Annotated in this window: 21 protein-coding genes; 20 read left to right on the forward strand and 1 reads right to left on the reverse strand. The window is 71.5% G+C overall.

Features of this window, described 5'->3' with window-relative positions:
• The 14 genes from AOK16_RS01895 to AOK16_RS01960 all read left to right on the forward strand — a co-directional run.
• The coding region (locus AOK16_RS01895; protein ID WP_055470441.1) for a peptidoglycan D,D-transpeptidase FtsI family protein at positions 1-1,838 on the forward strand (1,838 nt) is incomplete at its 5' end.
• Between the two features lie 112 nt (positions 1,839-1,950).
• A complete protein-coding gene (locus tag AOK16_RS01900) occupies positions 1,951-3,747 on the forward strand; it encodes a UDP-N-acetylmuramoyl-L-alanyl-D-glutamate--2,6-diaminopimelate ligase (RefSeq protein WP_055470442.1) in 1,797 nt (598 codons plus the stop codon).
• The gene (locus AOK16_RS01905) at positions 3,744-5,159 is read left to right on the forward strand and encodes a UDP-N-acetylmuramoyl-tripeptide--D-alanyl-D-alanine ligase (protein WP_055470443.1); all 1,416 of its coding nucleotides are present in this window, start codon (positions 3,744-3,746) and stop codon (positions 5,157-5,159) included. The genes AOK16_RS01900 and AOK16_RS01905 overlap by 4 nt, the downstream gene beginning before the upstream one ends.
• Positions 5,156-6,226 carry a phospho-N-acetylmuramoyl-pentapeptide-transferase gene (gene mraY / locus AOK16_RS01910; protein WP_055470444.1) on the forward strand — a complete coding sequence of 357 codons (1,071 nt, stop codon included), beginning with the start codon at positions 5,156-5,158 and terminating at the stop codon, positions 6,224-6,226. The genes AOK16_RS01905 and mraY overlap by 4 nt, the downstream gene beginning before the upstream one ends.
• Positions 6,227-6,269: 43 nt before the next feature.
• On the forward strand, positions 6,270-7,751 hold the full coding sequence (gene murD / locus AOK16_RS01915) for a UDP-N-acetylmuramoyl-L-alanine--D-glutamate ligase (protein ID WP_055470445.1): 1,482 nt from the start codon (positions 6,270-6,272) through the stop codon (positions 7,749-7,751).
• Between the two features lie 16 nt (positions 7,752-7,767).
• On the forward strand, positions 7,768-9,153 hold the full coding sequence (gene ftsW / locus AOK16_RS01920) for a putative lipid II flippase FtsW (protein WP_055470446.1): 1,386 nt from the start codon (positions 7,768-7,770) through the stop codon (positions 9,151-9,153).
• 6 nt (positions 9,154-9,159) lie between these two features.
• Positions 9,160-10,254, forward strand: coding sequence for an undecaprenyldiphospho-muramoylpentapeptide beta-N-acetylglucosaminyltransferase (gene murG / locus AOK16_RS01925; protein WP_055470447.1), 1,095 nt, complete (start codon positions 9,160-9,162; stop codon positions 10,252-10,254).
• A 43-nt stretch (positions 10,255-10,297) separates the two neighbouring features.
• Positions 10,298-11,098, forward strand: coding sequence for a cell division protein FtsQ/DivIB (locus tag AOK16_RS01930; protein ID WP_055470476.1), 801 nt, complete (start codon positions 10,298-10,300; stop codon positions 11,096-11,098).
• 270 nt (positions 11,099-11,368) lie between these two features.
• Positions 11,369-12,613: a cell division protein FtsZ gene (ftsZ, locus tag AOK16_RS01935; RefSeq protein WP_055470448.1), complete on the forward strand. Its 1,245-nt coding sequence runs from the start codon at positions 11,369-11,371 to the stop codon at positions 12,611-12,613.
• 9 nt (positions 12,614-12,622) lie between these two features.
• Complete coding sequence (gene pgeF, locus AOK16_RS01940) at positions 12,623-13,351, forward strand: peptidoglycan editing factor PgeF (RefSeq protein ID WP_055470449.1); 729 nt, start codon at positions 12,623-12,625, stop codon at positions 13,349-13,351.
• Positions 13,352-13,394: 43 nt separating this feature from the next.
• Positions 13,395-14,114 carry a YggS family pyridoxal phosphate-dependent enzyme gene (locus tag AOK16_RS01945; RefSeq protein WP_055470477.1) on the forward strand — a complete coding sequence of 240 codons (720 nt, stop codon included), beginning with the start codon at positions 13,395-13,397 and terminating at the stop codon, positions 14,112-14,114.
• A gap of 124 nt (positions 14,115-14,238) precedes the next feature.
• A complete protein-coding gene (locus AOK16_RS01950; RefSeq protein WP_055470450.1) occupies positions 14,239-14,856 on the forward strand; it encodes a cell division protein SepF in 618 nt (205 codons plus the stop codon).
• Positions 14,857-14,919: 63 nt separating this feature from the next.
• Positions 14,920-15,204, forward strand: coding sequence for a YggT family protein (locus AOK16_RS01955; RefSeq protein WP_055470451.1), 285 nt, complete (start codon positions 14,920-14,922; stop codon positions 15,202-15,204).
• Positions 15,205-15,250: 46 nt separating this feature from the next.
• Positions 15,251-16,315, forward strand: coding sequence for a DivIVA domain-containing protein (locus tag AOK16_RS01960; protein ID WP_055470452.1), 1,065 nt, complete (start codon positions 15,251-15,253; stop codon positions 16,313-16,315).
• A 104-nt stretch (positions 16,316-16,419) separates the two neighbouring features.
• Here AOK16_RS01960 and ileS read toward each other — a convergent pair whose 3' ends face one another.
• On the reverse strand, positions 16,420-19,560 hold the full coding sequence (gene ileS / locus AOK16_RS01965; protein WP_055470453.1) for an isoleucine--tRNA ligase: 3,141 nt from the start codon (positions 19,558-19,560) through the stop codon (positions 16,420-16,422).
• 653 nt (positions 19,561-20,213) lie between these two features.
• Between ileS and AOK16_RS01970 the strand changes: the two genes are divergently transcribed.
• The 6 genes from AOK16_RS01970 to AOK16_RS01995 all read left to right on the forward strand — a co-directional run bounded on the left by AOK16_RS01970 (position 20,214) and on the right by AOK16_RS01995 (position 26,401).
• Positions 20,214-21,014, forward strand: coding sequence for a TraR/DksA family transcriptional regulator (locus AOK16_RS01970; RefSeq protein ID WP_338058462.1), 801 nt, complete (start codon positions 20,214-20,216; stop codon positions 21,012-21,014).
• Between the two features lie 132 nt (positions 21,015-21,146).
• Complete coding sequence (lspA, locus tag AOK16_RS01975) at positions 21,147-21,731, forward strand: signal peptidase II (protein WP_055470455.1); 585 nt, start codon at positions 21,147-21,149, stop codon at positions 21,729-21,731.
• Positions 21,732-21,971: 240 nt separating this feature from the next.
• Positions 21,972-22,916, forward strand: coding sequence for an RluA family pseudouridine synthase (locus tag AOK16_RS01980; RefSeq protein WP_055470456.1), 945 nt, complete (start codon positions 21,972-21,974; stop codon positions 22,914-22,916).
• On the forward strand, positions 22,913-23,398 hold the full coding sequence (locus AOK16_RS01985; protein WP_055470457.1) for a GNAT family N-acetyltransferase: 486 nt from the start codon (positions 22,913-22,915) through the stop codon (positions 23,396-23,398). The genes AOK16_RS01980 and AOK16_RS01985 overlap by 4 nt, the downstream gene beginning before the upstream one ends.
• Before the next feature lie 182 nt (positions 23,399-23,580).
• Positions 23,581-25,287, forward strand: coding sequence for a Na+/H+ antiporter (locus tag AOK16_RS01990; protein ID WP_079100956.1), 1,707 nt, complete (start codon positions 23,581-23,583; stop codon positions 25,285-25,287).
• A gap of 94 nt (positions 25,288-25,381) precedes the next feature.
• Positions 25,382-26,401: a LacI family DNA-binding transcriptional regulator gene (locus AOK16_RS01995; RefSeq protein WP_055470458.1), complete on the forward strand. Its 1,020-nt coding sequence runs from the start codon at positions 25,382-25,384 to the stop codon at positions 26,399-26,401.
• Positions 26,402-26,437 lie beyond the last annotated feature (36 nt).

Here is a 26,437-nt window from a genome sequence, read left to right on the forward strand (position 1 = left end):
CCCCCGCCCGTACGGCCCGATCCGGCCCCCAGCTCCGGCTCGCCGCGCACCGGCCGCGGCTGCGCCTGGTCAGCCTCGGGCTCACGCTCGTGCTGTGCGCGTTCACGGTCCGCCTCCTCCAGGTGCAGGCCGTGGACGCCAGCGCGTACGCGGCCAAGGGCGACGTCAACCGCTATGTCACCCACACCCTCGCCGCCGAGCGGGGATCGATCACCGATCGCTCGGGGACCGCGCTCGCCACGACCGTCGACGCGTACGACATCACCGCCGACCCGCTCCTGTTCACCAGGAAGCTGAGCAAGACCGCGGACGCCCCCCAGCAGGCCGCCGCCCTCCTGGCGCCGATCCTCGGCAAGGAGGAGGCGGAGCTGGCCGAGAAGCTGTCCAAGCCCAAGACGCGGTACGTGCTGCTGGCCCGCCGCCAGTCCCCGCAGATCTGGAAGCAGATCAGCGACCTGAAGAAGGCCTTCGAGGAGAAGGCCGCCAAGGGCAGCGGCGGCAGCGTCCTGGCCGGGGTCTTCCAGGAGCCGCACAGCAAGCGGGTCTACCCCAACAAGGAGCTGGCCGCGGGTGTGCTGGGCTTCGTCAACTCCGAGGGCCGCGGCGGCGGTGGCCTGGAGGGGCAGTTCGACAAGGAACTCGCCGGCCAGAACGGCAAGATCACGTACGCCCAGTCCGGCGGCCGCCAGGTGCCCACCGCCGGCGCCCAGGAGCAGCCCGCCGTCCCCGGCTCGGACATCGAGCTGACCCTGGACCGGGACATCCAGTGGGCCGCGCAGAAGGCCATCAGCGAGCAGGTGTCGGAGTCCGCGGCGGACCGCGGCTACGTCATCGTCCAGGACACCCGGACCGGCGAGATCCTGGCCATGGCGAACGCACCCGGCTTCGACCCCAACGACCTCTCCTCGGCCGGGGATTCGACCTTCGGCAACGCGGCACTCCAGGACGCGTACGAGCCGGGCAGCACCAGCAAGGTGATGTCCATGGCCGCCGTCCTGGAGGAGGGAGTCGCCACGCCGGGCACCCATGTCGTGGTCCCCAACCGGCTGCACCGCGCCGACCGGCTGTTCGCCGACGACGTCGACCACGAGACCTGGCAGCTGACCCTCAACGGCGTGCTCGCCAAGTCCAGCAACATCGGCACGATCCTGTCCGTCGAGCAGCTGGGCAAGACCCAGGCGCAGGCCAACCAGGTCCTCAACTCCTACCTGCGTAAGTTCGGCATCGGACGGCCGACCGGCCTCCGTTTCCCCGGCGAGACCCCCGGCATCCTGGCCAAACCTCAGGACTGGAGCGCCTCCCAGCAGTACACGATCCCCTTCGGCCAGGGCCTGTCCGTCAACGCCCTCCAAGCCGCGTCGGTGTACTCCACCATCGCCAACGGCGGCAAGCGCGTCGCGCCCACGCTGGTCCGCGGCACCCGCGGCCCCGACGGCCACTTCGCTCCCGCGCCCGAGCCCAGGACGCAGCGTGTGGTCAGCGAGAAGACGGCCAAGGCCCTCGCCGCCATGCTGGAGTCGGTCGTCGACGACGAGGAGGGCACGGGCGCCAAGGCGCGCATCCCCGGCTACCGCGTCGCCGGCAAGACCGGCACCTCCAACCGGGTGGACCCGCGGACCGGCCGCTACCGTGGATACACCGCCTCCTTCGCGGGCTTCGCGCCCGCCGACGAGCCGCGGCTCACCGTCTACTGCGCCGTGCAGAACCCGACCCGCGGCAGCTACTACGGCGGTCAGGTCTGCGGCCCCGTCTACAAGCGCGTGATGGAGTTCGCGCTGAAGACCCTGCAAGTGCCGCCCACCGGCGCGAAGCCCGCACGCCTTCCGGTGACCTTCTGATCCGACGCGATCCCGACCCGATCCCGACGCGGCCGGCCCGTGTCGGGATGGAACCGAAGCCGGCCGAGCGGTGTATCAGAGGTGACAGAGTCGGCAAGAAAGCGAGCGACCCGTGACTGCCATCACGCCCGAACCGGGGAACCACGGCCCGGCGCACCCCTCCTTTCGCAACGGGCCCGCCCAGCCCGGTACGCTCACCGCCGTGCCACACGCTGACCAGCCCCAAACCACCCCGCAGGATGTTTCCGTGAACTACCCGGGAGCGCCACGGCCCGAGCGGGTCGATCCGACCCCGCTCGCGGCGCTGGCGGATCAGCTGGGCATCAAGTTCCCCGGAACCGGAGCCGCCGAGGCCGCTCGGATCACCGGCATCACGCACGACTCGCGCGCCGTCCGCCCCGGCGACGTGTACGCCGCGCTGCCCGGTGCCCGCTTCCACGGCGCGGACTTCGCCGCGCAGGCCGCCGACCTCGGCGCGGCGGCCGTGCTGACCGACCCCGCGGGCGCGGAGCGGGCCGCCGCCACCGGCCTTCCGGCACTCGTCGTGGACGACCCGCGCGGCCGGATGGGAGCCCTGGCCGCCGCCATCTACGGCGAGCCCGGCCGCGATCTGCTCCAGATCGGCATCACCGGCACCTCCGGCAAGACCACCACCGCGTATCTCGTGGAGGGCGGGCTCAGGGCCGCGGCCGCGCAGCGCGGTTCGGCGGCGCCCGGCGCCCTCACCGGGCTCATCGGCACGGTCGAGTCCCGGATCGGCGACGAGCGGATCAAGAGCGAGCGCACCACCCCCGAGGCCACCGAACTCCAGGCGCTGTTCGCGGTGATGCGCGAGCGCGGCGTCGGCTCGGTCGCCATGGAGGTCTCCAGCCACGCGCTCGTCCTCGGCCGGGTCGACGGCACCGTCTTCGACGTGGCCGTCTTCAACAACCTCAGCCCCGAACACCTCGACTTCCACCCGGACATGGAGGACTACTTCGTCGCCAAGGCGAAGCTGTTCACCACGGCCCGCAGCCGCTCCGGCGTGGTCAACCTCGACGACGAGTACGGCAAACGGCTCGCCGAGGAGTCCGAGGTCCCGGTCATCACCTTCTCCGCTGAGGGCCACCCCGACGCCGACTGGCGCGCCACGGACGTCGAGGTCGGGCCGCTGCGCTCAACCTTCACCGCCGTCGGCTCCAAGGGCGAGACCGTACGGGCCGCTTCCCCGATCGCGGGCCCCTTCAACGTCGCCAACGCGCTCGCCGCCATCACCGCTCTGGTGGCCGCCGGGATCGACCCGCAGACCGCGGCCGACGGCGTGGCCGCCGTGCCCGGAGTGCCGGGCCGGCTGGAGCGGGTCGACGCCGGGCAGCCGTATCTGGCCGTCGTCGACTACGCACACAAGCCCGACGCGGTCGAATCGGTTCTGCGTGCCCTGCGCAAGGTCACCGAGGGCCGGCTGCACGCCGTCCTCGGGTGCGGCGGCGACCGTGACCCGCACAAGCGCGGCCCGATGGGCGCTGCGCTGGCCCGGCTCGCCGACACCGCTGTGCTCACCTCCGACAACCCGCGTTCCGAGGACCCGCTCGCCATCCTGGCGGCGATGCTCTCCGGCGCGGCCGAGGTGCCCACCCACGAGCGCGGCACGGTCCTCATCGAGGAGGACAGGGCCGCCGCCATCGCCGCGGCCGTCGCCCGCGCGGAGCCGGGCGACACCGTGCTGATCGCCGGCAAGGGCCACGAGCAGGGGCAGGACATCGCGGGCGTGATCCGTGCCTTCGACGACCGGCAGGTGCTGCGCGAGGCCATCGAGGCCGCCGAGGCGGCGAAGTCCGCCGCCCCCTCGGCCGCGCGGCCGGCCGGCTCCACGGCCGTCAACTCCTCGGCCCCCGCGCCCTCCCAGCAGCACACCGGTGGTGACCGATGATCGCCCTCTCCCTCGCCGAGATCGCCACGATCGTCTCCGGGCAGACGTACGACATACCGGACCCGGAGCTCGAGGTCACGGGCCCCGTCGTCATCGACTCCCGCCAGGTGCGGCCCGGCAGCCTGTTCGCCGCGTTCGTCGGCGCCCGCGTGGACGGGCACGACTACGCGCGGGGCGCCGTCGAGGCGGGCGCGGTGGCCGTGCTGGCCGCCCGCCCCGTCGGCGTGCCCGCGATCGTCGTGGCGGACGTCGAGCGGGCCCTCGGGGCCCTCGCCCGCGCCGTCGTGGAGCGCCTGGGCGCCACCCTCGTCGCCCTCACCGGCTCCGCGGGCAAGACCAGCACCAAGGACCTGATCGCCCAGCTGCTCCAGCGGATCGCCCCGACCGTCTGGCCGGAGGGCTCCCTCAACAACGAGATCGGGCTGCCGCTCACCGCCCTGCGCGCCGACTCCGGCACCCGCCAACTCGTCCTGGAGATGGGCGCCCGCGGCATCGGCCACATCCGCTACCTCGCCGAGCTCACCCCGCCCCGTATCGGCGTCGTCCTCAACGTCGGCACCGCGCACATCGGCGAGTTCGGCGGCCGCGAGCAGATCGCCCAGGCCAAGGGGGAGTTGGTCGAGGCGCTGCCCGCGGCCGAGGAGGGCGGCGTGGCCGTGCTCAACGCCGACGACCCGCTGGTGCGCGCCATGGCCTCGCGCACCAAGGCCCGTACGGTCCTCTTCGGTGAGGCGGAGGAAGCAGACGTACGCGCCGAGAACGTCCGCCTCAACGAGGCGGGACAGCCCTCTTTCACGCTTCGAACACCCACCGGGTGCAGTGACGTGACCTTGCGGCTGTACGGTGAGCACCACGTGTCGAACGCGCTCGCCGCGGCCGCCGTCGCCCAGGAGTTGGGCATGCCCGTCGACGGGATCGCCCAGGCGCTCTCCGAGGCGGGGCAGCTCTCCCGCTGGCGGATGGAGGTCACCGAGCGCTCGGACGGCGTGACGGTCGTCAACGACGCCTACAACGCGAACCCCGACTCCATGCGGGCCGCCCTGCGCGCGCTCGCGGCCATGGGCAAGGGGCGGCGTACGTGGGCGGTGCTCGGCGAAATGGCCGAGCTGGGCGGGGAGTCACTCGCCGAGCACGACGCGATCGGACGCCTGGTCGTCCGGCTCAACGTCAGCAAGCTCGTGGCAGTCGGCGGCCAGGAGGCCGCCTGGCTCGACATGGGCGCCAAAAATGAGGGTTCGTGGGGTGAGGAGTCGGTGCACGTGTCCGACACGGAGGCGGCGATCGACCTGTTGCGCAGTCAGTTGCGCCCGGGGGACGTCGTGCTGGTGAAGGCATCCAGGTCGGTGGGCCTGGAACGGATCGGCCAGGCGCTGCTTGACGGTTCCGGCGAGGGCGAGGTCGCCGCCCGATGAGGCAGATCCTCTTCTCCGGAGTCATCGGGCTCTTCCTGACCCTGGTCGGCACCCCGCTGCTGATCCGCCTGCTGGCCCGCAAGGGGTACGGGCAGTACATCCGCGACGACGGCCCGCGCGACCACCACAGCAAGCGCGGCACCCCGACCATGGGTGGCATCGCCTTCATCCTGGCCACGCTCATCGCGTACGTCCTCACGAAGGTGATCACCTCCAGCCAGCCGACGTTCTCCGGCGTGCTGGTGCTGTTCCTGATGGCCGGCATGGGCCTGGTCGGCTTCCTGGACGACTACATCAAGATCGTCAAGCAGCGGAGCCTCGGTCTGCGCGCCAAGGCCAAAATGGCCGGACAGCTCATCGTGGGCATCGCGTTCGCGATTCTGTCGCTCAACTTCGCCGACTCGCGCGGCCAGACGCCCGCCAACGACAAGCTGTCCTTCACCCAGGACTTCGGCTGGTCCTTCGGCCCGGTCATCTTCACCATCTGGGCGCTGTTCATGATCCTCGCGATGTCGAACGGCGTGAACCTCACCGACGGCCTCGACGGCCTGGCCACCGGTGCCTCCGTGATGGTCTTCGGCGCGTACACCTTCATCGGCGTCTGGCAGTTCCAGGAATCCTGCGCCAACGCCCAGACCCTCACCAACCCCGGGGCCTGCTTCGAGGTACGCGATCCACTGGACCTGGCGATCGTCGCCTCCGCCCTCATGGGCGCCTGCTTCGGCTTCCTGTGGTGGAACACCTCGCCCGCCAAGATCTTCATGGGCGACACCGGCTCGCTGGCCCTCGGCGGCGCGCTCGCGGGCCTGGCCATCTGCTCCCGCACCGAGCTGCTGCTCGCCCTGCTGGGCGGTCTGTTCGTGCTCATCACCATGTCCGTGGTGATCCAGGTCGGCTCCTTCCGGCTCACCGGGAAGCGCGTGTTCCGGATGGCCCCCCTGCAGCACCACTTCGAGCTCAAGGGCTGGACCGAGGTGCTCGTCGTGGTCCGCTTCTGGATCATCCAGGGCATGTGCGTGATCGTGGGTCTCGGCCTGTTCTACGCTGGCTGGGCCGCCGACAAGTGAGCCGCCGCGTGACGGACGGCCGACGAACGACGGGAAACGGCAAGTGATCTGGACCGGCAAGCGCGTCACCGTCGCGGGCCTGGGCGTGAGCGGCGTCAGCGCCGCCCGCGCCCTGGCCCGGCTCGGCGCCGCCGTGACGGTGGTCGACGGCGGCGACGGCGAGCGGCAGCGCGAGACCGCGGCGCTCCTGGAGAAGGACGAGATCGCCGTCCGCCTCGGCGACGGCGACACCCTCCCCGAGGGCACCGAACTCGTCGTCACCTCGCCCGGCTGGAAGCCGCGGAGCCCGCTCTTCCTGGCTGCCGCCGAGGCGGGCGTGGACGTCGTCGGCGACGTGGAGATCGCCTGGCGGCTCCGCGGCCCGGACGCCGCCCCCTGGCTCGCCGTCACCGGCACCAACGGCAAGACCACCACCGTCCAGATGCTCGCCGCCATCCTCAAAGCGGCGGGCCTGCGCACCGCCGCGGTCGGCAACATCGGCACCCCGATCATCGACGTGGTGCTCTCCGACGAGCCGTACGACGTACTGGCCGTCGAGCTCTCCAGCTACCAGCTGCACTGGGCCCCCTCGGTCCGCGCCCACTCCGCCGCCATCCTCAACCTCGCGCCCGACCACCTCGACTGGCACGGCTCCATGCAGGCCTACGCCGCCGACAAGGGCCGCATCTACGAGGGCAACAAGGTCGCCTGCGTCTACAACACCGCGGACCCCGCCACCGAGGAGCTGGTCCGCGGCGCCGACGTCGAGGAGGGCTGCCGCGCCATCGGCTTCACCCTCGGTACCCCCGGCCCCTCCCAACTCGGCGTCGTCGAGGGCATCCTGGTCGACCGCGCCTTCGTCGAGGACCGCCACCGCAACGCCCAGGAACTCGCTGAGGTCGCCGACGTCAGCCCACCCGCCGCCCACCGGCACCCCGCCGAGGAAGGCGCTCCGCGCCCCCAGCCCGTGGCGCCGCACAACATCGCCAATGCCCTGGCCGCAGCGGCCCTCGCCCGCGCCTTCGGCGTCGAGCCCGCGGCCGTACGAGACGGGCTGCGCGCCTTCCGGCCCGACGCGCACCGCATCGCGCACGTCGCCGATGTCGCCGGGGTCACCTACATCGACGACTCCAAGGCCACCAACACCCATGCCACACAGGCCTCTCTGGCCTCGTACGAGCACATCGTGTGGATCGCGGGCGGCCTCGCCAAGGGCGCGACCTTCGACGACCTGGTCGCCGGAGCCGCCTCCCGGCTGCGCGGCGCCGTCCTCATCGGCGCCGACCGGGCCCTGATCCGCGAAGCGCTGGCGCGACACGCCCCCGAGGTCCCGGTCGTCGACCTCGACCGGACCGACACTGGGGCGATGGCCGCGGCGGTCAGTGAAGCGGCGCGCCTCGCGCGCCCGGGAGACACCGTCCTCCTGGCCCCGGCCTGCGCCTCGATGGACATGTTCGTGAACTACGGCAGGCGCGGAGACGCGTTCGCCGAGGCCGTACGGGGACTCGGAAGCGAACGGGCCGACCGCGGGGGACAGGAACAGTAGGCCCATAGGAGGGGACATGACGGCCCGGACGGCGAGACCGGCGGCGCTGCGCCCCAAAGGCCTCAAGGGTCCCAAAGGTTCCAAGGGGCCCAAGGGGCCCAGGGATCGCGCCATTCCCGCGCCAAGGCCCGCCCGGCGCGGGGCGATCGGCGGCCTGCGGCGGCTGCACAGCCGCGCCAAGCGCGCCTGGGACCGGCCACTCACCGCGTACTACCTGATCCTCGGCGGCAGCCTCCTGCTCACCGTGCTCGGTCTGGTGATGGTGTACTCCGCCTCGATGATCCAGGCCCTGCAGTCGGGGCTGGCCCCCACGCACTTCTTCCGCAAGCAGCTCGTGGCCGCCGTCATCGGCACCGGACTGCTCCTCCTCGCCTCGCGGATGCCCGTACGGCTGCACCGGCTGCTGGCCTATCCGCTCCTGGCCGCCTCGGTCTTCCTGATGGCCCTGGTGCAGGTGCCGGGGATAGGGCATTCGGTCAACGGCAACACCAACTGGCTCCAGCTGGGCGGCCCGTTCCAGCTCCAGCCCAGCGAGTTCGGCAAGCTCGCACTCGTCCTGTGGGGAGCCGACCTGCTCGCCCGCAAACAGGACCTGCGGCTGCTCTCCCAGTGGAAGCACCTGCTCGTACCGCTCGTGCCGGCCGCCTTCATGCTCCTCGGACTCATCATGCTCGGCGGCGACATGGGCACCGCGATCATCCTCACGGCAATCCTCTTCGGCCTGCTGTGGCTGGCCGGCGCGCCCACCCGGCTCTTCGCCGGGGTCCTCGCGGGCGCCGGGCTGATCGGCTCGATCCTCATCACCACCAGCCAGAACCGCATGGCCCGGCTCGCCTGCCTCGGCGCCACCGAGCCCGGCGAGGGCGACCGCTGCTGGCAGGCGGTACACGGGATCTACGCGCTGGCCAACGGCGGATGGTTCGGTTCCGGTCTTGGCGCGAGTGTGGAAAAATGGGGCGAACTCCCCGAACCTCACACCGACTTCATCTTCGCCGTGACCGGGGAGGAACTGGGACTGGCGGGGACGCTGTCGGTACTCGCCCTCTTCGCGGCTCTAGGCTATGCGGGTATCCGCGTGGCCGGACGCACGGAGGACCCCTTCGTGAGGTATGCCGCGGGAGGTGTGACCACCTGGATCACGGCCCAGGCCGTGATCAACATCGGTGCGGTGCTCGGCCTGCTGCCGATCGCCGGCGTCCCCCTCCCGCTGTTCTCCTACGGGGGTTCCGCGCTGCTGCCGACGATGTTCGCCGTCGGGCTGCTGATCGCCTTCGCGCGAGCCGAGCCCGCCGCCCGGGCAGCGTTGGCCATGCGGCAGCCTGCTTTGCTGAGGAAGCTGGCTGGGGTGAGTTGGAAGACGATGCGACGGCGCGCCGGCAGGCGGCCGTCCGGAGAGCGGTGAATTTCGGTGCATGTCGTACTCGCTGGTGGGGGGACCGCCGGCCACATCGAGCCCGCGCTCGCCCTCGCGGACGCCCTGCGTAGGCAGGACCCGACCGTGGGGATCACGGCCCTCGGGACCGAGCGCGGACTCGAGACCCGGCTGGTGCCCGAGCGGGGCTACGAACTGGGCCTGATTCCGGCCGTACCGCTGCCGCGCAAGCCCACCCCCGAGCTGATCACCGTCCCCGGGCGGCTGCGCGGCACCATCAAGGCCGCGGAGCAGATCATCGAGCGCACCAAGGCCGACTGCGTCGTCGGCTTCGGCGGCTACGTCGCCCTGCCCGGCTATCTGGCCGCCAAGCGACTCGGCGTGCCGATCGTCGTGCACGAGGCCAACGCCCGCCCGGGACTCGCCAACAAGATCGGGTCCCGGTACGCGGCCGCCGTCGCCGTCTCCACCCCCGACAGCAAGCTGCGCGGCGCCCGTTACGTCGGCATCCCGCTGCGCCGCACCATCGCCACCCTGGACCGGGCCGCGGTCCGCCCGGAGGCCCGCGCCGCCTTCGGCCTCGACCCCAACCTGCCGACCCTGCTGGTCTCCGGCGGCTCGCAGGGCGCTCGCCGCCTCAACGAGGTGGTCCAGGCCGTCGCCCCGGCCCTCCAGCGCTCCGGCGTCCAGATCCTGCACGCGGTCGGCCCGAAGAACGAACTGCCGCACGTGGACAACATGCCGGGGATGCCGCCGTACATCCCGGTACCGTACGTGGACCGGATGGACCTCGCGTACGCGGCGGCCGACATGATGCTCTGCCGCGCGGGCGCGATGACCGTCGCGGAACTGTCCGCGGTCGGCCTCCCGGCGGCATACGTCCCGCTGCCGATCGGCAACGGCGAACAGCGGCTCAACGCCCAGCCGGTGGTCAAGGCGGGCGGCGGCCTCCTGGTCGACGACGCCGAACTCACCACCGGCTGGGTGCAGGCCAACGTGCTCCCGGTGCTCGCTGATCCGCACCGGCTGTACGAGATGTCCCGCGCCGCCGCGGAGTTCGGCCGCCGGGACGCCGACGAGCTGCTCGTCGGCATGGTGTACGAGGCGATCGCCGCACGCCGCCAGGCGTAGGGCTGTTGACGGGGGAGCCCGGGCTCCCGAGAGAGGCGTGAGCGTGGCCGGACTGACGACCGCCCGACGGGATGACACCCTGTCATCGTCGTCCGGCCCGCCCTCGTCCCCGGAGCCGGAGCGGGGGCGCCGGTGGCGACTTTCCGGCCTCTGCACGCTGATTGTCGTACTGGTGGCCCTCGTCCTGTTCACCGCCGGCGGGGTGTGGCTGCTCTACGGGTCCACGTGGCTGCGGACAGAGAGGGTCGCGGTGAGCGGGGTCCGGGTGCTCACCCACCGCGAAGTCACCACCGCCGCCCGGGTTCCGCTGGAATCCCCGCTCGTCTCCGTCGACACGGACGCGATCGCCGCCCGGCTGCGCGCGGAACTCCCGCGGATCGACTCCGTCGATGTCGTACGGAACTGGCCGGACGGAATCGGGTTGAAAGTCACGGAACGCGTTCCGGTGGTCTTTGCGGAAAAGGGCGGAAAGTTCATCGAAGTGGACGCCGGAGGGGTGCGATTCGCCACGGTGGACAAAGCGCCCGAAGGTGTTCCGAGGCTGGAATGGGAAACGGGCGGTTCGCCGAGTCTGCGGCGATTCGGGGCGGCGAGACTCCAGCGCGAGGGCGTGCGGGTGGCGACCCAGCTCCCCGAAGCTGTTCGCCGGGACACCCGTGCCCTCAAAATCGGTTCATATGACTCCATCGTGCTGGAGCTGACGGGCGGTCGGACGGTTGTGTGGGGAAGTTCCGAACACGGCGCCGCCAAAGCGAAGACCCTGCTCTCCCTCATGAAAACCGCCCGGGGTGCCGACCACTTCGACGTCAGCGCCCCCACCGCCCCTTCCGTGTCGGGGAGTTGACGTCCGGAGCGGCCGGCCAGCACCCTGGTTGGCTACGACTCGGCGCGATCACATAGGGTGAAAAGAAAAACGGGAGGTTCGGCGTGTTCGTTGAACGCGCAGTGCTTGTCGACTTAGTGTCACGTTCGAAGAGTCCACAGGACAGGCACTGGTAACCCTAAACTTCACCATTAGGGTTCGGGTCGGCATTCGGAACCGTCCCACTTCGGCATCCGTCCGCGCACCACGACCGGGTCGCGGACACGTAACTCGAGGCGAGAGGCCTTCGACGTGGCAGCACCGCAGAACTACCTCGCAGTCATCAAGGTCGTCGGCATCGGCGGCGGTGGCGTCAACGCCATCAACCGGATGATCGAGGTCGGTCTCAAGGGCGTCGAGTTCATCGCGATCAACACCGACGCGCAGGCCCTGCTGATGAGCGACGCCGACGTCAAGCTCGACGTCGGCCGCGAGCTCACCCGCGGCCTCGGCGCCGGCGCCAACCCCGATGTCGGCCGCAAGGCCGCGGAGGACCACCGCGAGGAGATCGAAGAGGTCCTCAAGGGGGCCGACATGGTCTTCGTGACCGCGGGCGAGGGCGGCGGAACCGGCACCGGTGGCGCACCGGTCGTGGCCAACATCGCGCGTTCGCTCGGCGCCCTGACGATCGGCGTCGTCACCCGCCCGTTCACCTTCGAGGGGCGCCGCCGCGCGAACCAGGCGGAGGACGGGATCGCGCAGCTGCGCGACGAGGTCGACACCCTCATCGTGATCCCCAACGACCGCCTTCTGTCCATCTCCGACCGCCAGGTGAGCGTTCTCGACGCCTTCAAGTCGGCGGACCAGGTGCTGCTGTCCGGTGTGCAGGGCATCACCGACCTCATCACCACCCCTGGCCTCATCAACCTCGACTTCGCCGACGTCAAGTCCGTGATGTCCGAGGCCGGTTCCGCCCTCATGGGCATCGGCTCGGCACGCGGCGACGACCGCGCGGTGGCCGCCGCCGAGATGGCGATCTCCTCGCCGCTGCTGGAGGCCTCGATCGACGGCGCCCGCGGGGTGCTGCTCTCCATCTCCGGCGGCTCGGACCTCGGTCTGTTCGAGATCAACGAGGCGGCCCAGCTCGTCAGCGAGGCCGCCCACCCCGAGGCGAACATCATCTTCGGTGCGGTCATCGACGACGCGCTCGGCGACGAGGTGCGCGTCACGGTCATCGCGGCGGGCTTCGACGGCGGGCAGCCGCCCTCCAAGAACCGCGACAAGGTGCTCGGTTCGGCCCCCCGCGACGATGCGTACTCCAACGGCGGCCGCCCGGCGGGCTCGGCCACCGACACCGGCAGCCGCCCGTCCTTCGGCGGACTCGGCACGGTCGCCCCGCGCGAGGTCCCGGCGGAGCATGAGCCGGAGCGTACGGAACCGGCTGCTCCGGTCAGCGAGGTGCCCAGTGCCCCGCCGGCCCCGGCGCAGGTTCCGCCGGCCCGCCCGTACCAGGACAGCCAGGCCGAGGAACTCGACGTCCCGGACTTTCTGAAGTAACCGTCCGACGTGATAGGGCACCAGCACCAGGAGAGCGGCGCGCACTTCGCCTTCACTGACCGGTGGGGCGGGGTGAGCGCCGCTCCGTATGAGCAGCTCAATCTCGGCGGCGCCGTGGGAGACGACCCGGCCGCCGTCCGTACCAACCGCGAACTCGCCGCGAAGTCCCTGGGGATCGACCCGGCGCGGGTCGTGTGGATGAACCAGGTGCACGGCCGGGACGTCGCGGTGGTCGACGGGCCGTGGGGCGCCGAGCCCGTACCGGCCGTCGACGCGGTGGTGACCGCGCGCCGCGGACTCGCGCTCGCCGTGCTCACCGCCGACTGCACCCCCGTACTGCTGGCCGACCCGGTCGCGGGGGTGGCCGCCGCGGCGCACGCCGGGCGGCCCGGGCTCGTGGCCGGGGTCGTGGAGGCGGCCGTCGAGGCGATGGTCTCGCTCGGCGCCGAGCCCGCCCGGATCGTGGCCCGCACCGGGCCCGCGGTCTGCGGCGGCTGCTACGAAGTCCCGGAGGAGATGCGGGCGGACGTGGCCGGGGCCGTGCCCGAGGCGTGGGCGACCACGCGCCGGGGCACTCCCGCCGTTGACGTAACCGCCGGAGTTCTTGCGCAACTTGCCCGACTTGGTGTGGAGATGTGCGAGAAATCTGACATCTGCACGCTGGAATCGCCCGATTGCTTTTCGTACCGCCGCGACCGCACGACCGGCCGGCTCGCCGGTTATGTCTGGTTGGACTGAGGGCCGGTTGGACTGGGGGTCGGTTGGAGTGACGGGGAAGGGCATGACGGAACGCAGGGCTCAACTGGCCGGGAACCTGGCGCGGGTGGAGGAACGTATCGCCGCCGCCTGCGCCGCCGCGGGGCGGAAGCGCGGGGAGGTGACCTTGATCGTGGTCACCAAGACCTACCCGGCGAGCGATGTCCGGCTGCTCGCCGAGCTCGGCGTGCGGGACGTCGCGGAGAACAAGGACCAGGAGGCGGCGGCCAAGGCGGCCGAGTGCGCGGGCCTGGACCTCGGCTGGCATTTTGTCGGACAGCTACAGACAAACAAGGTCCGTTCTGTGGTCGGTTATGCCGATATGGTCCAATCTGTGGACCGGGTGAAGCTGGTCGGCGCACTGTCGAAGGCGGCGGTACGGGCCGGACGCGAGGTCGGCTGCCTCGTGCAGGTCGCCCTGGACGCGGGGTCGGGGGAGACCGGCAGTCGCGGCGGTGTCGCGCCCGACGGCGTAAGGGAGTTGGCGTCCGCCGTGGCGGGGGCCGAGGGGTTGCGGCTGGCCGGGGTGATGGCCGTGGCGCCGCTCGCCGGACCGTATGCCGGACGGCAACGGGCTGCGTTCGAGCGGCTGATGGAAATCTCATCCGGCCTGCGCGCGGAGCATCCTGCTGCTTACATGGTCTCGGCAGGGATGAGCTCGGACCTCGAGGACGCCGTGGCGGCGGGGGCGACACATGTACGCGTCGGCACTGCGGTACTCGGAGTCAGACCCCGGCTCCGGTAACGTCGCGAAGCAAGTCGGATCACAGCGGAAAATATGGTCATTTCCGCCAAAAGGCGGGCAGGCCGAGTGGATCCAGGGCGACCGGTGACGGGGCCGATCCACCACAGAGCGGAGGACGCAGAGAATGGCCGGCGCGATGCGCAAGATGGCGGTCTACCTCGGCCTCGTGGAGGACGATGGGTACGACGGGCGGGGGTTCGACCCTGACGACGAGTTCGAGCCGGAGCCGACGCCGGAGCCCGAGCGGGCTCGTCGGCAGCACGACCTCCTGCAGTCCGATCGGACACAACGGGACGAACCGGTGCGAGTGGCCTCACCGCCCGCGCAGCGGGAGCCAGTTGCTCTCGCCGCGGAAAGTGGACGACCCGCTCGTATCGCACCCGTGGCGTCCATCACACCTGAACGTCAGAATCTGGAGAAGAACACACCGGTGATCATGCCCAAGGTCGTGTCCGAGCGTGAGCCCTACCGCATCACGACTCTGCACCCCCGGACCTACAACGAGGCCCGTACCATCGGGGAACACTTCCGTGAAGGCACTCCGGTGATCATGAATCTGACGGAGATGGACGACACCGATGCGAAGCGACTCGTCGACTTCGCGGCGGGTCTCGTGTTCGGTCTCCACGGCAGCATTGAACGAGTGACGCAGAAGGTGTTCCTCCTGTCGCCTGCTAACGTCGATGTCACGGCGGAGGACAAGGCCCGCATCGCAGAGGGCGGGTTCTTCAACCAAAGCTGAGACGCAACACCGGTCACCGAGGCCACAGGGCCGAGGCTCGAGTAAGGGGAGAGGCACCGCGGGATGGACATCGCACTGCAGGTGATCTACATCGCGCTGTACTGCTTCCTGATCGTGCTGATCTTCCGGTTGATCATGGACTACGTCTTCCAGTTCGCCAGGTCGTGGCAACCGGGCAAGGCCATGGTGGTCCTCCTGGAGGCCACCTACACCGTGACCGATCCGCCACTCAAGCTTCTGCGGCGTTTCATCCCGCCGCTGCGTCTCGGGGGCGTGGCGCTCGACCTGTCCTTCTTCGTACTGATGATCATCGTCTACATCCTGATCTCCGTCGTGAGGCAGCTGTGAACGATACGGTCTTGCCGATTGCCGACGACTACGTTGAGGTGAAGAGATGCCGTTGACCCCCGAGGACGTGCGGAACAAGCAGTTCACGACCGTCCGCCTCCGAGAAGGCTATGACGAGGACGAGGTCGATGCCTTCCTCGACGAGGTCGAAGCCGAACTGACCCGGCTGCTGCGGGAGAACGAGGACCTGCGGGCCAAGCTGGCCGCCGCGACCCGTGCCGCCGCGCAGAACCAGCAGCAGGGCATGCGCAAGCCGCCGGAGCCGCAGGACCGACCCGGCGCACCCGTGCCCGCCGCCATATCCGGACCGCAGCCGGTGCCGCCCCAGCAGCAGATGGGCCCGCCCCAACTGCCCGGTGGCGCACCCCAGCTGCCTGCAGGACCCGGGGGCCACGGCCCGCACGGCCCCGGGCCGATGGGACAGGGTGGCCCCATGGGCGGCCCGATGGGCGGGCCCGGTGGCCCCGGCCAGCACCTGCCGCAGCAGCAGGGCGGCCCCGGCGGTGACAGCGCCGCCCGCGTGCTGTCGCTCGCGCAGCAGACCGCGGACCAGGCGATCGCGGAGGCCCGTTCCGAGGCCAACAAGATCGTCGGTGAGGCGCGCAGCCGCGCCGAGGGTCTGGAGCGGGACGCCCGCGCCAAGGCCGACGCCCTGGAGCGGGACGCGCAGGAGAAGCACCGGGTGGCGATGGGCTCGTTGGAGTCCGCGCGCGCCACGCTGGAGCGCAAGGTCGAGGACCTGCGCGGCTTCGAGCGCGAGTACCGCACGCGCCTGAAGTCGTACCTGGAGAGCCAGCTGCGTCAGCTGGAGAACCAGGCGGACGACTCGCTGGCCCCGCCGCGCACCCCGGCCGCGGCCTCGCTGCCGCCGTCGCCTTCGATGGCGGGTGCGGGTGCGCCTTCGATGAGCCACACCATGGCGGGCAACCAGTCCATGGGCCACGGCGGCCACGGTCCCAACGGCGGTGGCCCGTCGTACGGCGGTGGGCAGCAGCAGATGTCCCCGGCGATGACCCAGCCGATGGCACCGGTGCGGCCGCAGGGCCCGTCCCCGATGCAGCAGGCGCCCTCGCCGATGCGCGGGTTCCTCATCGACGAGGACGACAACTGAAGGCCTAGCGCTGGGCGCTGAGCCGTCGGCAATCACCCAAGGGCCGGGCCCGGGACTTCGAGTCCCGGGCCCGGCCCTTTCGGTGTCGGTCCCTTTGGTGCCGGTCAGTTCTTCCGGAGGCGGAAGGTGAGGGAGAGGCCCTCGTCGGTGAACGGGTCGCCGTAGGACGGGTCGGCCTCGCCCGGGGCGAAGTCCGTTGCCAGGACCTCGTCGGCGATCAGGGGGGCGTGGTCGGTGAGGGCCGTACGCATCTCCTCGTCAGCCGCCTCCCAGCGCAGGGCGATCCGGTCGGCCACGTCCAGGCCGCTGTTCTTGCGAGCCTCCTGGATCAGCCGGATCGCGTCGCGGGCCAGGCCCGCGCGGCGCAGCTCCGGGGTGATCTCCAGGTCCAGGGCGACGGTCGCACCCGAGTCGGAGGCCACCGACCAGCCCTCGCGCGGGGTCTCGGTGATGATGACCTCCTCCGGGGAGAGCGCGACGGTCTCGCCGTCGACCTCCACCGAGGCGGTGCCCTCGCGCAGGGCCAGCGACAGGGCCGCCGCGTCCGCCCCGGCGATCGCCTTCGCGACCGCCTGGACGCCCTTGCCGAACCGCCTGCCGAGCGCACGGAAGTTGGCCTTGGCGGTGGTGTCCACCAGCGAGCCGCCGACCTCCGAAAGCGCGGCCAGCTCGCTGACGTTCAGCTCCTCGGCGATCTGGCCGCGCAGCTCCTCGCCCAGCGACTCGAACCCGGCCGCCGCCACCAGCGCGCGGGAAAGCGGCTGGCGGGTCTTCACACCCGACTCGGCGCGCGTCGCACGCCCCAGCTCCACCAGCCGCCGCACCAGCATCATCTGGCGCGAGAGTTCGGGGTCGATGAGCTCGCTGTCCGCGACCGGCCAGGACGACAGGTGGACCGAATCGGGCGCGTCCGGGTCCACCGGGACGACCAGGTCCTGCCAGACCCGCTCGGTGATGAACGGCACGAGCGGCGCCATGAGTCGGGTCACCGTCTCGATCGACTCGTGCAGCGTGCGCAGCGCGGCCTTGTCGCCCTGCCAGAACCGGCGGCGCGAGCGGCGCACGTACCAGTTGGACAGGTCGTCCACGAATGCCGACAGCAGCTTGCCCGCGCGCTGGGTGTCGTACGACTCCAGGGCCGCGGTCACCTGCTCGGTGAGCGCGCCCAGTTCGCTCAGCAGCCAGCGGTCCAGCAGCGGACGGTCGGCCGGGGCGGGGTCGGCGGCGCTCGGTGCCCAGCCGGCGGTCCGGGCGTACAGCGCCTGGAAGGCGACGGTGTTCCAGTAGGTGAGGAGCGTCTTGCGGACGACCTCCTGGATCGTGCCGTGGCCCACCCGGCGGGCCGCCCACGGCGAGCCGCCCGCCGCCATGAACCAGCGGACCGCGTCGGCGCCGTGCTGGTCCATGAGCGGGATCGGCTGGAGGATGTTGCCCAGGTGCTTGGACATCTTCCGGCCGTCCTCGGCGAGGATGTGGCCGAGGCAGACCACGTTCTCGTAAGCGGACTTGTCGAAGACGAGCGTGCCGACGGCCATCAGCGTGTAGAACCAGCCGCGGGTCTGGTCGATGGCTTCGGAGATGAACTGCGCCGGGTAGCGCTTCTCGAAGAGGTCCTTGTTGCGGTACGGGTAGCCCCACTGCGCGAAGGGCATCGAGCCCGAGTCGTACCAGGCGTCGATGACTTCGGGCACCCGGGTCGCGGTCAGCGCGCAGCCCTCGGCGGTGCAGCCGAAGGTGACCTCGTCGATGAACGGGCGGTGCGGGTCAAGGCCGGTCTGGTCGGTGCCGGTGAGCTCGGAGAGCTCGGACAGCGAGCCGACGCAGGTGAGGTGGCCTTCCTCGCAGCGCCAGATCGGCAGCGGGGTGCCCCAGTAGCGGTTGCGGGACAGCGCCCAGTCGATGTTGTTGTTGAGCCAGTCGCCGAACCGGCCGTGCTTGACCGCCTCCGGGTACCAGTTGGTGCGCTCGTTCTCCCGCAGCAGGGCGTCCTTGACCGCGGTGGTGCGGATGTACCAGGACGGCTGGGCGTAGTAGAGCAGCGCGGTGTGGCAGCGCCAGCAGTGCGGGTAGCTGTGCTCGTACGGCAGGTGCTTGAAGAGGAGGCCGCGCTGGAGGAGGTCCTTGACCAGGGCCTCGTCGGCCTTCTTGAAGAACTGGCCGCCGACGAGCGGGACTTCCTCCTCGAAGGTGCCGTCGGGGCGGACCGGGTTCACGACCGGCAGGCCGTAGGCGCGGCAGACCTTGAGGTCGTCCTCGCCGAAGGCGGGGGACTGGTGGACCAGACCCGTACCGTCGTCGGTCGTCACGTACTCGGCGTTGACCACGAAGTGGGCGCCTTCGATCTCGATGAGGGCGAAGGGGCGCTCGTAGGTCCAGCGCTCCATCTCGGCGCCGGTGAAGCTCTGCCCGGTCACCTCCCAGCCGTCGCCGAGCGCCTTCTCCAGCAGCGGCTCGGCGACGACGAGCTTCTCCTCGCCGTCGGTCGCGACCACGTAGGTCACGTCCGGGTGGGCGGCGACCGCGGTGTTGGAGACCAGGGTCCACGGGGTCGTCGTCCACACCAGCAGCGCGGCCTCGCCCGCGAGCGGGCCGGAGGTGAGCGGGAAGCGGACGTAGACGGAGGGGTCGACCACCGTCTCGTAGCCCTGGGCCAGTTCGTGGTCCGACAGGCCGGTGCCGCAGCGGGGGCACCAGGGGGCGACGCGGTGGTCCTGGACGAGGAGGCCCTTGCCGAAGATCTCCTTCAGCGACCACCAGACCGACTCGATGTACTCGGGGTTCATCGTGCGGTAGGCGTCGTCCAGGTCGACCCAGTAGCCCATGCGCGTGGTCAGCTCGGCGAAGGCGTCGGTGTGGCGGGTCACCGACTCGCGGCACTTGGCGTTGAAGGCGGCGATGCCGTACGCCTCGATGTCCTTCTTGCCGTTGAAGCCGAGCTCCTTCTCCACCGCCAGCTCCACCGGCAGGCCGTGGCAGTCCCAGCCGGCCTTGCGGCCCACGTGGTAGCCCCGCATGGTCCGGAAGCGCGGGAAGACGTCCTTGAAGACGCGGGCCTCGATGTGGTGGGCGCCGGGCATGCCGTTGGCGGTCGGCGGACCCTCGTAGAAGACCCACTCGGGGCGGCCCTCGGACTGGTCGAGGCTGCGCGCGAAGATCTTGTTCTCGCGCCAGAAGTCGAGCACGGCGTGCTCGAGGGCGGGCAGGTCGACCTGGGCGGGCACCTGGTGGTACTGCGGCGTCGTCATCGGGAGGTCCTCCGGCGGACATGTCGGTTCCGGCCGGAGGGACGAGAGCCTCGGCTCCCGCGGTACCACCCTCCTTGGCGGCGAGTGGACTCACCGCCCCCTCATTGGGGTCGCGAAGCCGGTTCTACTCGCTCACCGGAGCGGTTCACCGCGGTGGCTTTCTTCCGGCGACTCGGGGGTGATCTTCACGCCGCGCCTGCCCCCGGGCTCGCACCGTCCCCGGATCGCTCATGGCCGCATGCGGCGCTACTCGTCCCCTTCCACGCCTTTCGCTGACGCCCAGTGTACGGGTCCTCGCCGACAGCGGCCGACCGGTTTCCGGGCCTCCGTCGCGGGGCCGCGGGAGAGGCCCCGGGCAGGCACGGAACGTGACCCGAATGGCGACATGCAGGGTGACCGGTGTGCGGCGGCGGATTACGGCGCGGGGAGCGGGGCACAAAGCTTGCAGACCAGCCCGTATGCAGTGGCAAGGGCGGCGTGCCCCGTTGCCGCGGACTTGGAGTCGATTTATCGTCCCAGCACGATTCGCGTGCAAGATCACAATATGTGAAGGGGCCGCGACCATGGTGGCGAAAAAGACCGCCGTGAAGAAGTCGGCGTCCGCCGGAAACGCCGGCGAGGCACCCAACGGATCATCGGCGAGGAAGAGCACCGTGAAGACGACCGCGGAAGTGGCGAAGGCGGCACCGGAGAAGAAGACCGCGGCCGCGGTGGCGAAGAAGTCGGCCCCGCCCAGGAAGTCGGCGTCCAAGAGCACCACGAAGTCTGCGAAGAAGGCCACGGCGAAGTCGGCCGGCGCCCAGGCACCGGCGAAGACCGCCGCGAAGGACGCCGCGCAGGACGCCGTGGCCGGGAAGGCAGCGGCGCGGAAGGCCGAACCGAAGAAGGCCGAACCGGCCAAGAAGGCGGCGTCCGCCGCCCGGAAGCCCGCGAAGAAGACGGGAGCCAAGACGGTGGCAGCGAAGAAGACTCCGGGTGGGGCGGCCGCGCCGGCCACGGCTCCGGGGGCGGCCGCCGCCTCCGCCGTCCCCAAGGCCCGTACGGCACCGGCCGCGCCGGGCGAGCTGGCCGTACGGCCCGGGGAGGAGCCGTGGACTCCGCAGGAGGTGGCGGAGGCGCGGGCCGAACTGGGCGGCGAGGCCGAGCGGCTGCGCGACGAACTCCTCGCCTCCGAGGAGGCGATCACCGGTCTGATGCGCGACTCCGGTGACGGCGCGGGCGACGACCAGGCCGACACCGGCACCAAGAACATCACCCGGGAACACGAGCTGGCGCTCGCCGCCAACGCCCGCGAGATGCTGCTCCAGACCGAACGCGCCATGGAGCGGCTCGACGCGGGGACCTACGGGCTGTGCGAGTCCTGCGGGAACCCGATCGGCAAGGCGCGGATGCAGGCGTTCCCGCGCGCGACCCTGTGTGTGGACTGCAAGCAGAAGCAGGAGCGCCGTTTCTGAGCGCGTCCCTGGGCTGAGGGTTCCCTTGCGCGACGGCTCCGGTTCCCTGGGCCCGTACGGGTGTGCCGTACCCTCGACCACAGCTTTGGTCGGGGCGCGGGCCCGGCCGCGGACAGATGCTGAGGGACTCAGGTGGCAGAGGCGGAGCGGACCATCGGTACTCCAGGGTTCGATGAGACCGGGGCGGGGCCGGAGCAGGCCGGGGAGCCCGAGGCGGAGAGCGCGCCGAAGGGCAGGCGGCGGATCGCGGTACTCCTCACGGTGGCCGCGATCGCGTACGCGCTGGACCTCGTCAGCAAGATGATCGTGGTGGCCAAGCTGGAGCACCACGCGCCGATCGAGGTCGTCGGCGACCTGCTGAAGTTCGAGGCGGTGCGCAACGCGGGCGCCGCGTTCGGCATCGGCGAGGCGCTGACCATCGTCTTCACGGCCATCGCCGCGACCGTGGTGGTGGTGATCGCGCGGCTGGCGCGCAAGCTGTACAGCGCGCCGTGGGCGATCGCGCTCGGGCTGCTGCTCGGCGGTGCCTTCGGGAACCTGACAGACCGGATCTTCCGGTCGCCCGGGGTGTTCCGGGGCGCCGTGGTGGACTTCATCGCGCCGGCGCACTTCGCGGTGTTCAACCTCGCCGACTCGGCGATCGTCTGCGGCGGCATCCTCATCGTGATCCTGTCCTTCCGCGGGCTCGACCCGGACGGGACGATCCACAAGGACTGACGGTCGTTCCGCGCCGGCGGTCGTTCGGGGTCGGCGGGTGTACGGGGCCGGCGGGCGTACGGGCGGACCCTCGGCCGGTCTGGCGGGACCCGGCCGGCCTGGCGGGACCCGGTCGGGACCGGTGAGCCTCGGTCAGGACCGGCGGGCCGCGGTCGGCACCGGCGGACCTCGGTCAGTTCCGGTGCGGCCTCGTCAGGACTGGCGTACGAGGCCGGTTGGGCCGTCCGGCATACTCGACGGGTGAGCACCCTTCCCGAGATCCGCACCCTTCCCGTACCCGACGGCCTGGAAGGCGAGCGTGTGGACGCCGCCATCGCCCGGATGTTCGGCTTCTCCAGGACCAAGGCCGCCGAGCTGGCCGCCGCCGGGAAGGTCCAGGTCGACGGGAGCGTGGCGGGCAAGTCCGATCGCGTGAGCGGTGGGGCCTGGCTCGAGGTGGAGATGCCGCAGGCCCCGCAGCCGGTGCAGGTCGTGGCCGAGCCCGTCGAGGGCATGGAGATCGTGCACGACGACGAGGACGTCGTGGTGATCATGAAGCCGGTCGGGGTCGCCGCGCATCCGAGCCCCGGGTGGAGCGGGACGACCGTCATCGGCGGGCTGGCCGCGGCCGGCTACCGCATCTCGACCTCCGGCGCCGCCGAGCGGCAGGGCATCGTGCACCGGCTCGACGTGGGCACCTCCGGGCTGATGGCCGTGGCGAAGTCCGAGCGCGCGTACACCTCGCTGAAGAACCAGTTCCGGGAGCGGACTGTCGACAAGCGCTATCACGCGCTGGTCCAGGGGCATCCGGATCCGCTGAGCGGCACCATCGACGCGCCCATCGGGCGCCACCCGAACCACGACTACAAGTGGGCCGTGACCGCCGAGGGGAAGCCGAGCGTCACGCACTACGACCTGATCGAGGCGTTCCGCGCCGCCAGCCTGCTGGACATCAAGCTGGAGACCGGGCGCACGCACCAGATCCGGGTGCACATGGCCGCTCACCGGCACCCCTGCGTCGGCGACCTGACGTACGGCGCCGACCCGACGCTGGCCAAGCGGCTGAAGCTGACCCGGCAGTGGCTGCACGCCGTCCGGCTGGGGTTCGAGCATCCGTCGGACGGGCGCTGGGTGGAGTTCGAGAGCGCTTACCCCGCCGACCTCCAGCACGCGCTGGACGTGATCCGGGCGGAGAGCGGCGCGTGAACGCTTCCACTGGGGAGCGGGCCGCGGCGTACGAGGTCCGGGTGGCCGCCGGTGAGGCGGATCTGGCGGCGTGCTTCGCGGTGCGGCACGAGGTGTTCGTCGGCGAGCAGGGAGTGCCCGCCGACATCGAGTACGACGCCTACGACGCCGGTGCGGTGCACGTACTGGCCGTCGGCGCCGACGGGCCGCTCGGCACCGGGCGGCTGCTGCACGGGGCGGCGGCGGTTTCCAAGAACGGCGGCGACGAGGGGGTCGGCGCGCTCGGCCGGCTCGCGGTGAGCCGGGCCGCGCGCGGGCTGGGCGTCGGCGCGGCCCTCGTTCGCGCGATCGAGGCCGAGGCCGCGCGCCTGGGCCTCACCGCGATCGACCTGCACGCCCAAGTGTCGGCGCTCGGCTTCTACGAGCGGCTGGGGTACGCCGCGTACGGCGGAGAGTTCCTGGACGCGGGCATCGTCCACCGCGCGATGAGGCGGGCGCTCTAGACGCGGCCTTGAGGGCCCGGGGCGTGGGGGCGTGTGGTGACGGCGGTTTCGGCACCACACGGGCCGCGCTGCGGGGCGCCTCGTCGTTGCGGTAGGCGGATTGTGTCGAGTCGCGTAATAGGCGCGACATGGCAGGCTGGCGTTTGTTTGGGATGTGATGCCTGCCTCGGAGTGTGCCGGCCGTGGATCAGTTGGCCCTGCTGTTCGTGTTGTTGCTGGGGGCCGTTGTCACCGTGCCGGTGGGGGAGCGGCTCGGGGTCCCGCCGCCGGTGCTGATGACGCTCGGCGGGGGTGTGCTCGCGCTCCTGCCGTTCGTGCCCAGCGTCGAGGTGCCGCCCGGGCTCATCCTGCCGCTGGTCCTGCCGCCGCTGCTGTACGTCGCCGTACAGCGCACCTCCTGGCGGGAGTTCGCGGCGAACCGGCGGCCGATCTTCCTGCTCGCCGTCGCGCTCGTCCTCCTCACGATGACCGCGGTCGCCGCGGTCGCGCAGGCCGTCGTCCCGGGGATGCCGATCGCCGCCGCCTGTGTGCTCGGCGCGCTCGTCGCGCCGCCCGACCCGGTGGCCGCGACCGCCGTCGCCGGGCGGCTCGGGCTGCCGCGGCGCATGGTCTCGATCCTCGAAGGCGAGGGCCTGTTCAACGACGTCACCGCGATCGTCCTCTACCACGTGGCGCTGGTCGCCACCGTCACCGGCAGCTTCTCCGTACCGAACGCCGCGGCGGCCCTCGTCCTGTCCGCGGTGGTCGCGACGGCCGTCGGGCTGGCGCTCGGCTGGCTCGCCAACCGGCTCATGGGGATGCTCGGCGACGCCACGCTTCAGGTCGGGCTGACCCTCCTCGTGCCGTTCGCCGCGTACGCCCTGGCCGAGGCGATCGAGGGGTCGGGCGTGCTCGCGGTGCTGGTCACCGCGCTGTTCCTCGCCGAGCACGCGGCCGACGCCGACGACGTGCTCGGCAGGCTCGCCGGGAACACCTTCTGGGAGGTGGTCGACACCCTCGTCACCGGCGTCGCGTTCGGCCTGATCGGCCTGGAGCTGCACCACGTACTCGGCGCCGCCGCCGGCCGCTGGGGCGAGCTGGCCGCCGCGGCGGCGGCCGTCATCGGGGTGGTCGTCGTCGTACGGCTGCTGTGGCTGCTGCCCGCGGCCTGGCTGACCAGGCGGCTGCACCGCCGCTCCGATGTCGCCGAGGACATCCCCGTGACCTGGCGGGAGACGGTCGTCATGTGGTGGGCCGGGATGCGCGGGGTCGCCTCGGTGGCGCTGGCCCTCGCGATCCCGTTCACGGTTGACGGCGGTGGCGGCTTTCCGGCCCGCGACGAGATCCTCTTCATCGCCTTCGCCGTCGTGCTGGCGACCCTTGTCGTCCAGGGCCTGAGCCTGCCGTGGCTCGCCCAGCGGCTGGACGTACGGTCCGACGGGGACGCCGAGCGCGAGCAGGAGCGGCAGTTGGCGCTGCGCGTGGCGAAGGCGGCGAAGCGGCGGCTGCGGGAGATCGAGGCCGAGCGGCTGGATGTGTCGGCGGGGCGGGACGCGGGGGCGCGGCTGCTGGGCATGTCGCCGCGTCCGACCGCCGTGTTCTGCGCCAACGACCTGCTGGCGCTCGGGGTGTTGCAGGCGCTGTACGGGGCGGGGGTGAGCGTGCCGGGGGAGATCGCGCTCGTCGGCTACGACGACATCGAGTTCGCCTCGGCGGCCGCGGTCCCGCTGACCTCGGTCCGCCAGCCGGCCTTCCGCATGGGCCGCACGGCCGCCGAACTCCTCATCGAGGAGACCGACGAGAGAACCGCCCCCTCGCACGAGCACCGGCGGATCGTCCTCCAGCCGGAACTCGTCGTACGGGGCTCGAGTCTGACGGTCGGGCGGCCGCGCGGCCGAAACCCGGCGTGAGCCTCCACTCCCCTTCCGTGACCACCGGTGCGTAGCATGAGGTCACGGCCGCGGCGGGCCGTGGGAAGGCGGACGGTCGGAGCTCGTGGCACGCATGGTGGGCATCAAGGACGTCGCGCGTCAGGCCGGGGTCTCGGTCGGCACGGTGTCGAACGTCATCAACCATCCGCAGATGGTGGCCGAGGACACCCGCGACCGGGTGCTCGCGGTCATAGAGCGGCTGGGGTACGTACGCAGCGAGACGGCACGGCAGTTGAGGGCGGGCCGCAGCCGGATCATCGCGCTGCTGGTGCTGGACATGGCGAACCCGTTCTTCGTGGACGTCGCCTCGGGAGCCGAGCGGGCCGCGCGGGAGACCGGGCTCGGGGTGATGCTGTGCAACAGCGCGCAGAACCCGCGGGACGAGGCGGACTATCTCTCGCTCTTCTCCGAACAGCGGGTGCGGGGCGTGCTGGTGACGCCCGCCGACACCACGGGCGCCAACCTGGAGAACTTCCGCCGCCACGGCATCCCGTTCGTGTTCGTGGACCGCGTGGTGCCGAGCGCCGAGGGGTGCTCGGTGTCGGTGGACGACATCACCGGCGGCACCCTCGCCGTACGCCACCTCCTGGAGTGCGGCCACCGCCGGGTCACCTACATCAGCGGCCCCATGCACCTGGCCCAGTGCCAGGACCGGCGCACGGGCGCGCTGCGGGCGCTGGAGGAGGCCGGGCTGCCGGTGGACCGGCTGACCCACGTCGAGGCCGAGCGGCTGGACGTCGCGGCGGGGCGGGACGCGGGGGCGCGGCTGCTGGGCATGTCGCCGCGTCCGACCGCCGTCTTCTGCGCCAACGACCTGCTGGCGCTCGGGGTGTTGCAGACCCTCTACGGCGCGGGCGTGCGCATCCCGGAGGACATGGCGCTCGTCGGCTACGACGACATCGAGTTCGCCTCGGCGGCCGCGGTCCCGCTGACCTCGGTCCGCCAGCCGGCCTTCCGCATGGGCCGCACGGCCGCCGAACTCCTCATCGCCGAGACCGGCGAGACGACCGCCGCCACCCACCACCACGAACGCATCGTCCTCCAGCCGGAACTGGTGGTCCGCGAGTCCAGCCTGGCCCGCCCCCGCGGCTGACCGACCGGCTCCCGCCGGGACCCGAACCGTGGCCAC

It is taken from the genome of Streptomyces pathocidini, from assembly GCF_001418495.1.
GTDB classification, from domain to species: Bacteria; Actinomycetota; Actinomycetes; order Streptomycetales; family Streptomycetaceae; genus Streptomyces; species Streptomyces pathocidini.

Coding starts and splice junctions, on each gene's coding strand:
- AOK16_RS01905 (WP_055470443.1), top strand. CDS start 3,744: ATGATCGCCCTCTCCCTCGCCGAGATCGCCACGATCGTCTCCGGGCAG.
- mraY (WP_055470444.1), top strand. CDS start 5,156: ATGAGGCAGATCCTCTTCTCCGGAGTCATCGGGCTCTTCCTGACCCTG.
- ftsW (WP_055470446.1), top strand. CDS start 7,768: ATGACGGCCCGGACGGCGAGACCGGCGGCGCTGCGCCCCAAAGGCCTC.
- AOK16_RS01945 (WP_055470477.1), top strand. CDS start 13,395: ATGACGGAACGCAGGGCTCAACTGGCCGGGAACCTGGCGCGGGTGGAG.
- AOK16_RS01950 (WP_055470450.1), top strand. CDS start 14,239: ATGGCCGGCGCGATGCGCAAGATGGCGGTCTACCTCGGCCTCGTGGAG.
- AOK16_RS01955 (WP_055470451.1), top strand. CDS start 14,920: ATGGACATCGCACTGCAGGTGATCTACATCGCGCTGTACTGCTTCCTG.
- AOK16_RS01960 (WP_055470452.1), top strand. CDS start 15,251: ATGCCGTTGACCCCCGAGGACGTGCGGAACAAGCAGTTCACGACCGTC.
- ileS (WP_055470453.1), bottom strand. CDS start 19,560: ATGACGACGCCGCAGTACCACCAGGTGCCCGCCCAGGTCGACCTGCCC.
- AOK16_RS01995 (WP_055470458.1), top strand. CDS start 25,382: ATGGTGGGCATCAAGGACGTCGCGCGTCAGGCCGGGGTCTCGGTCGGC.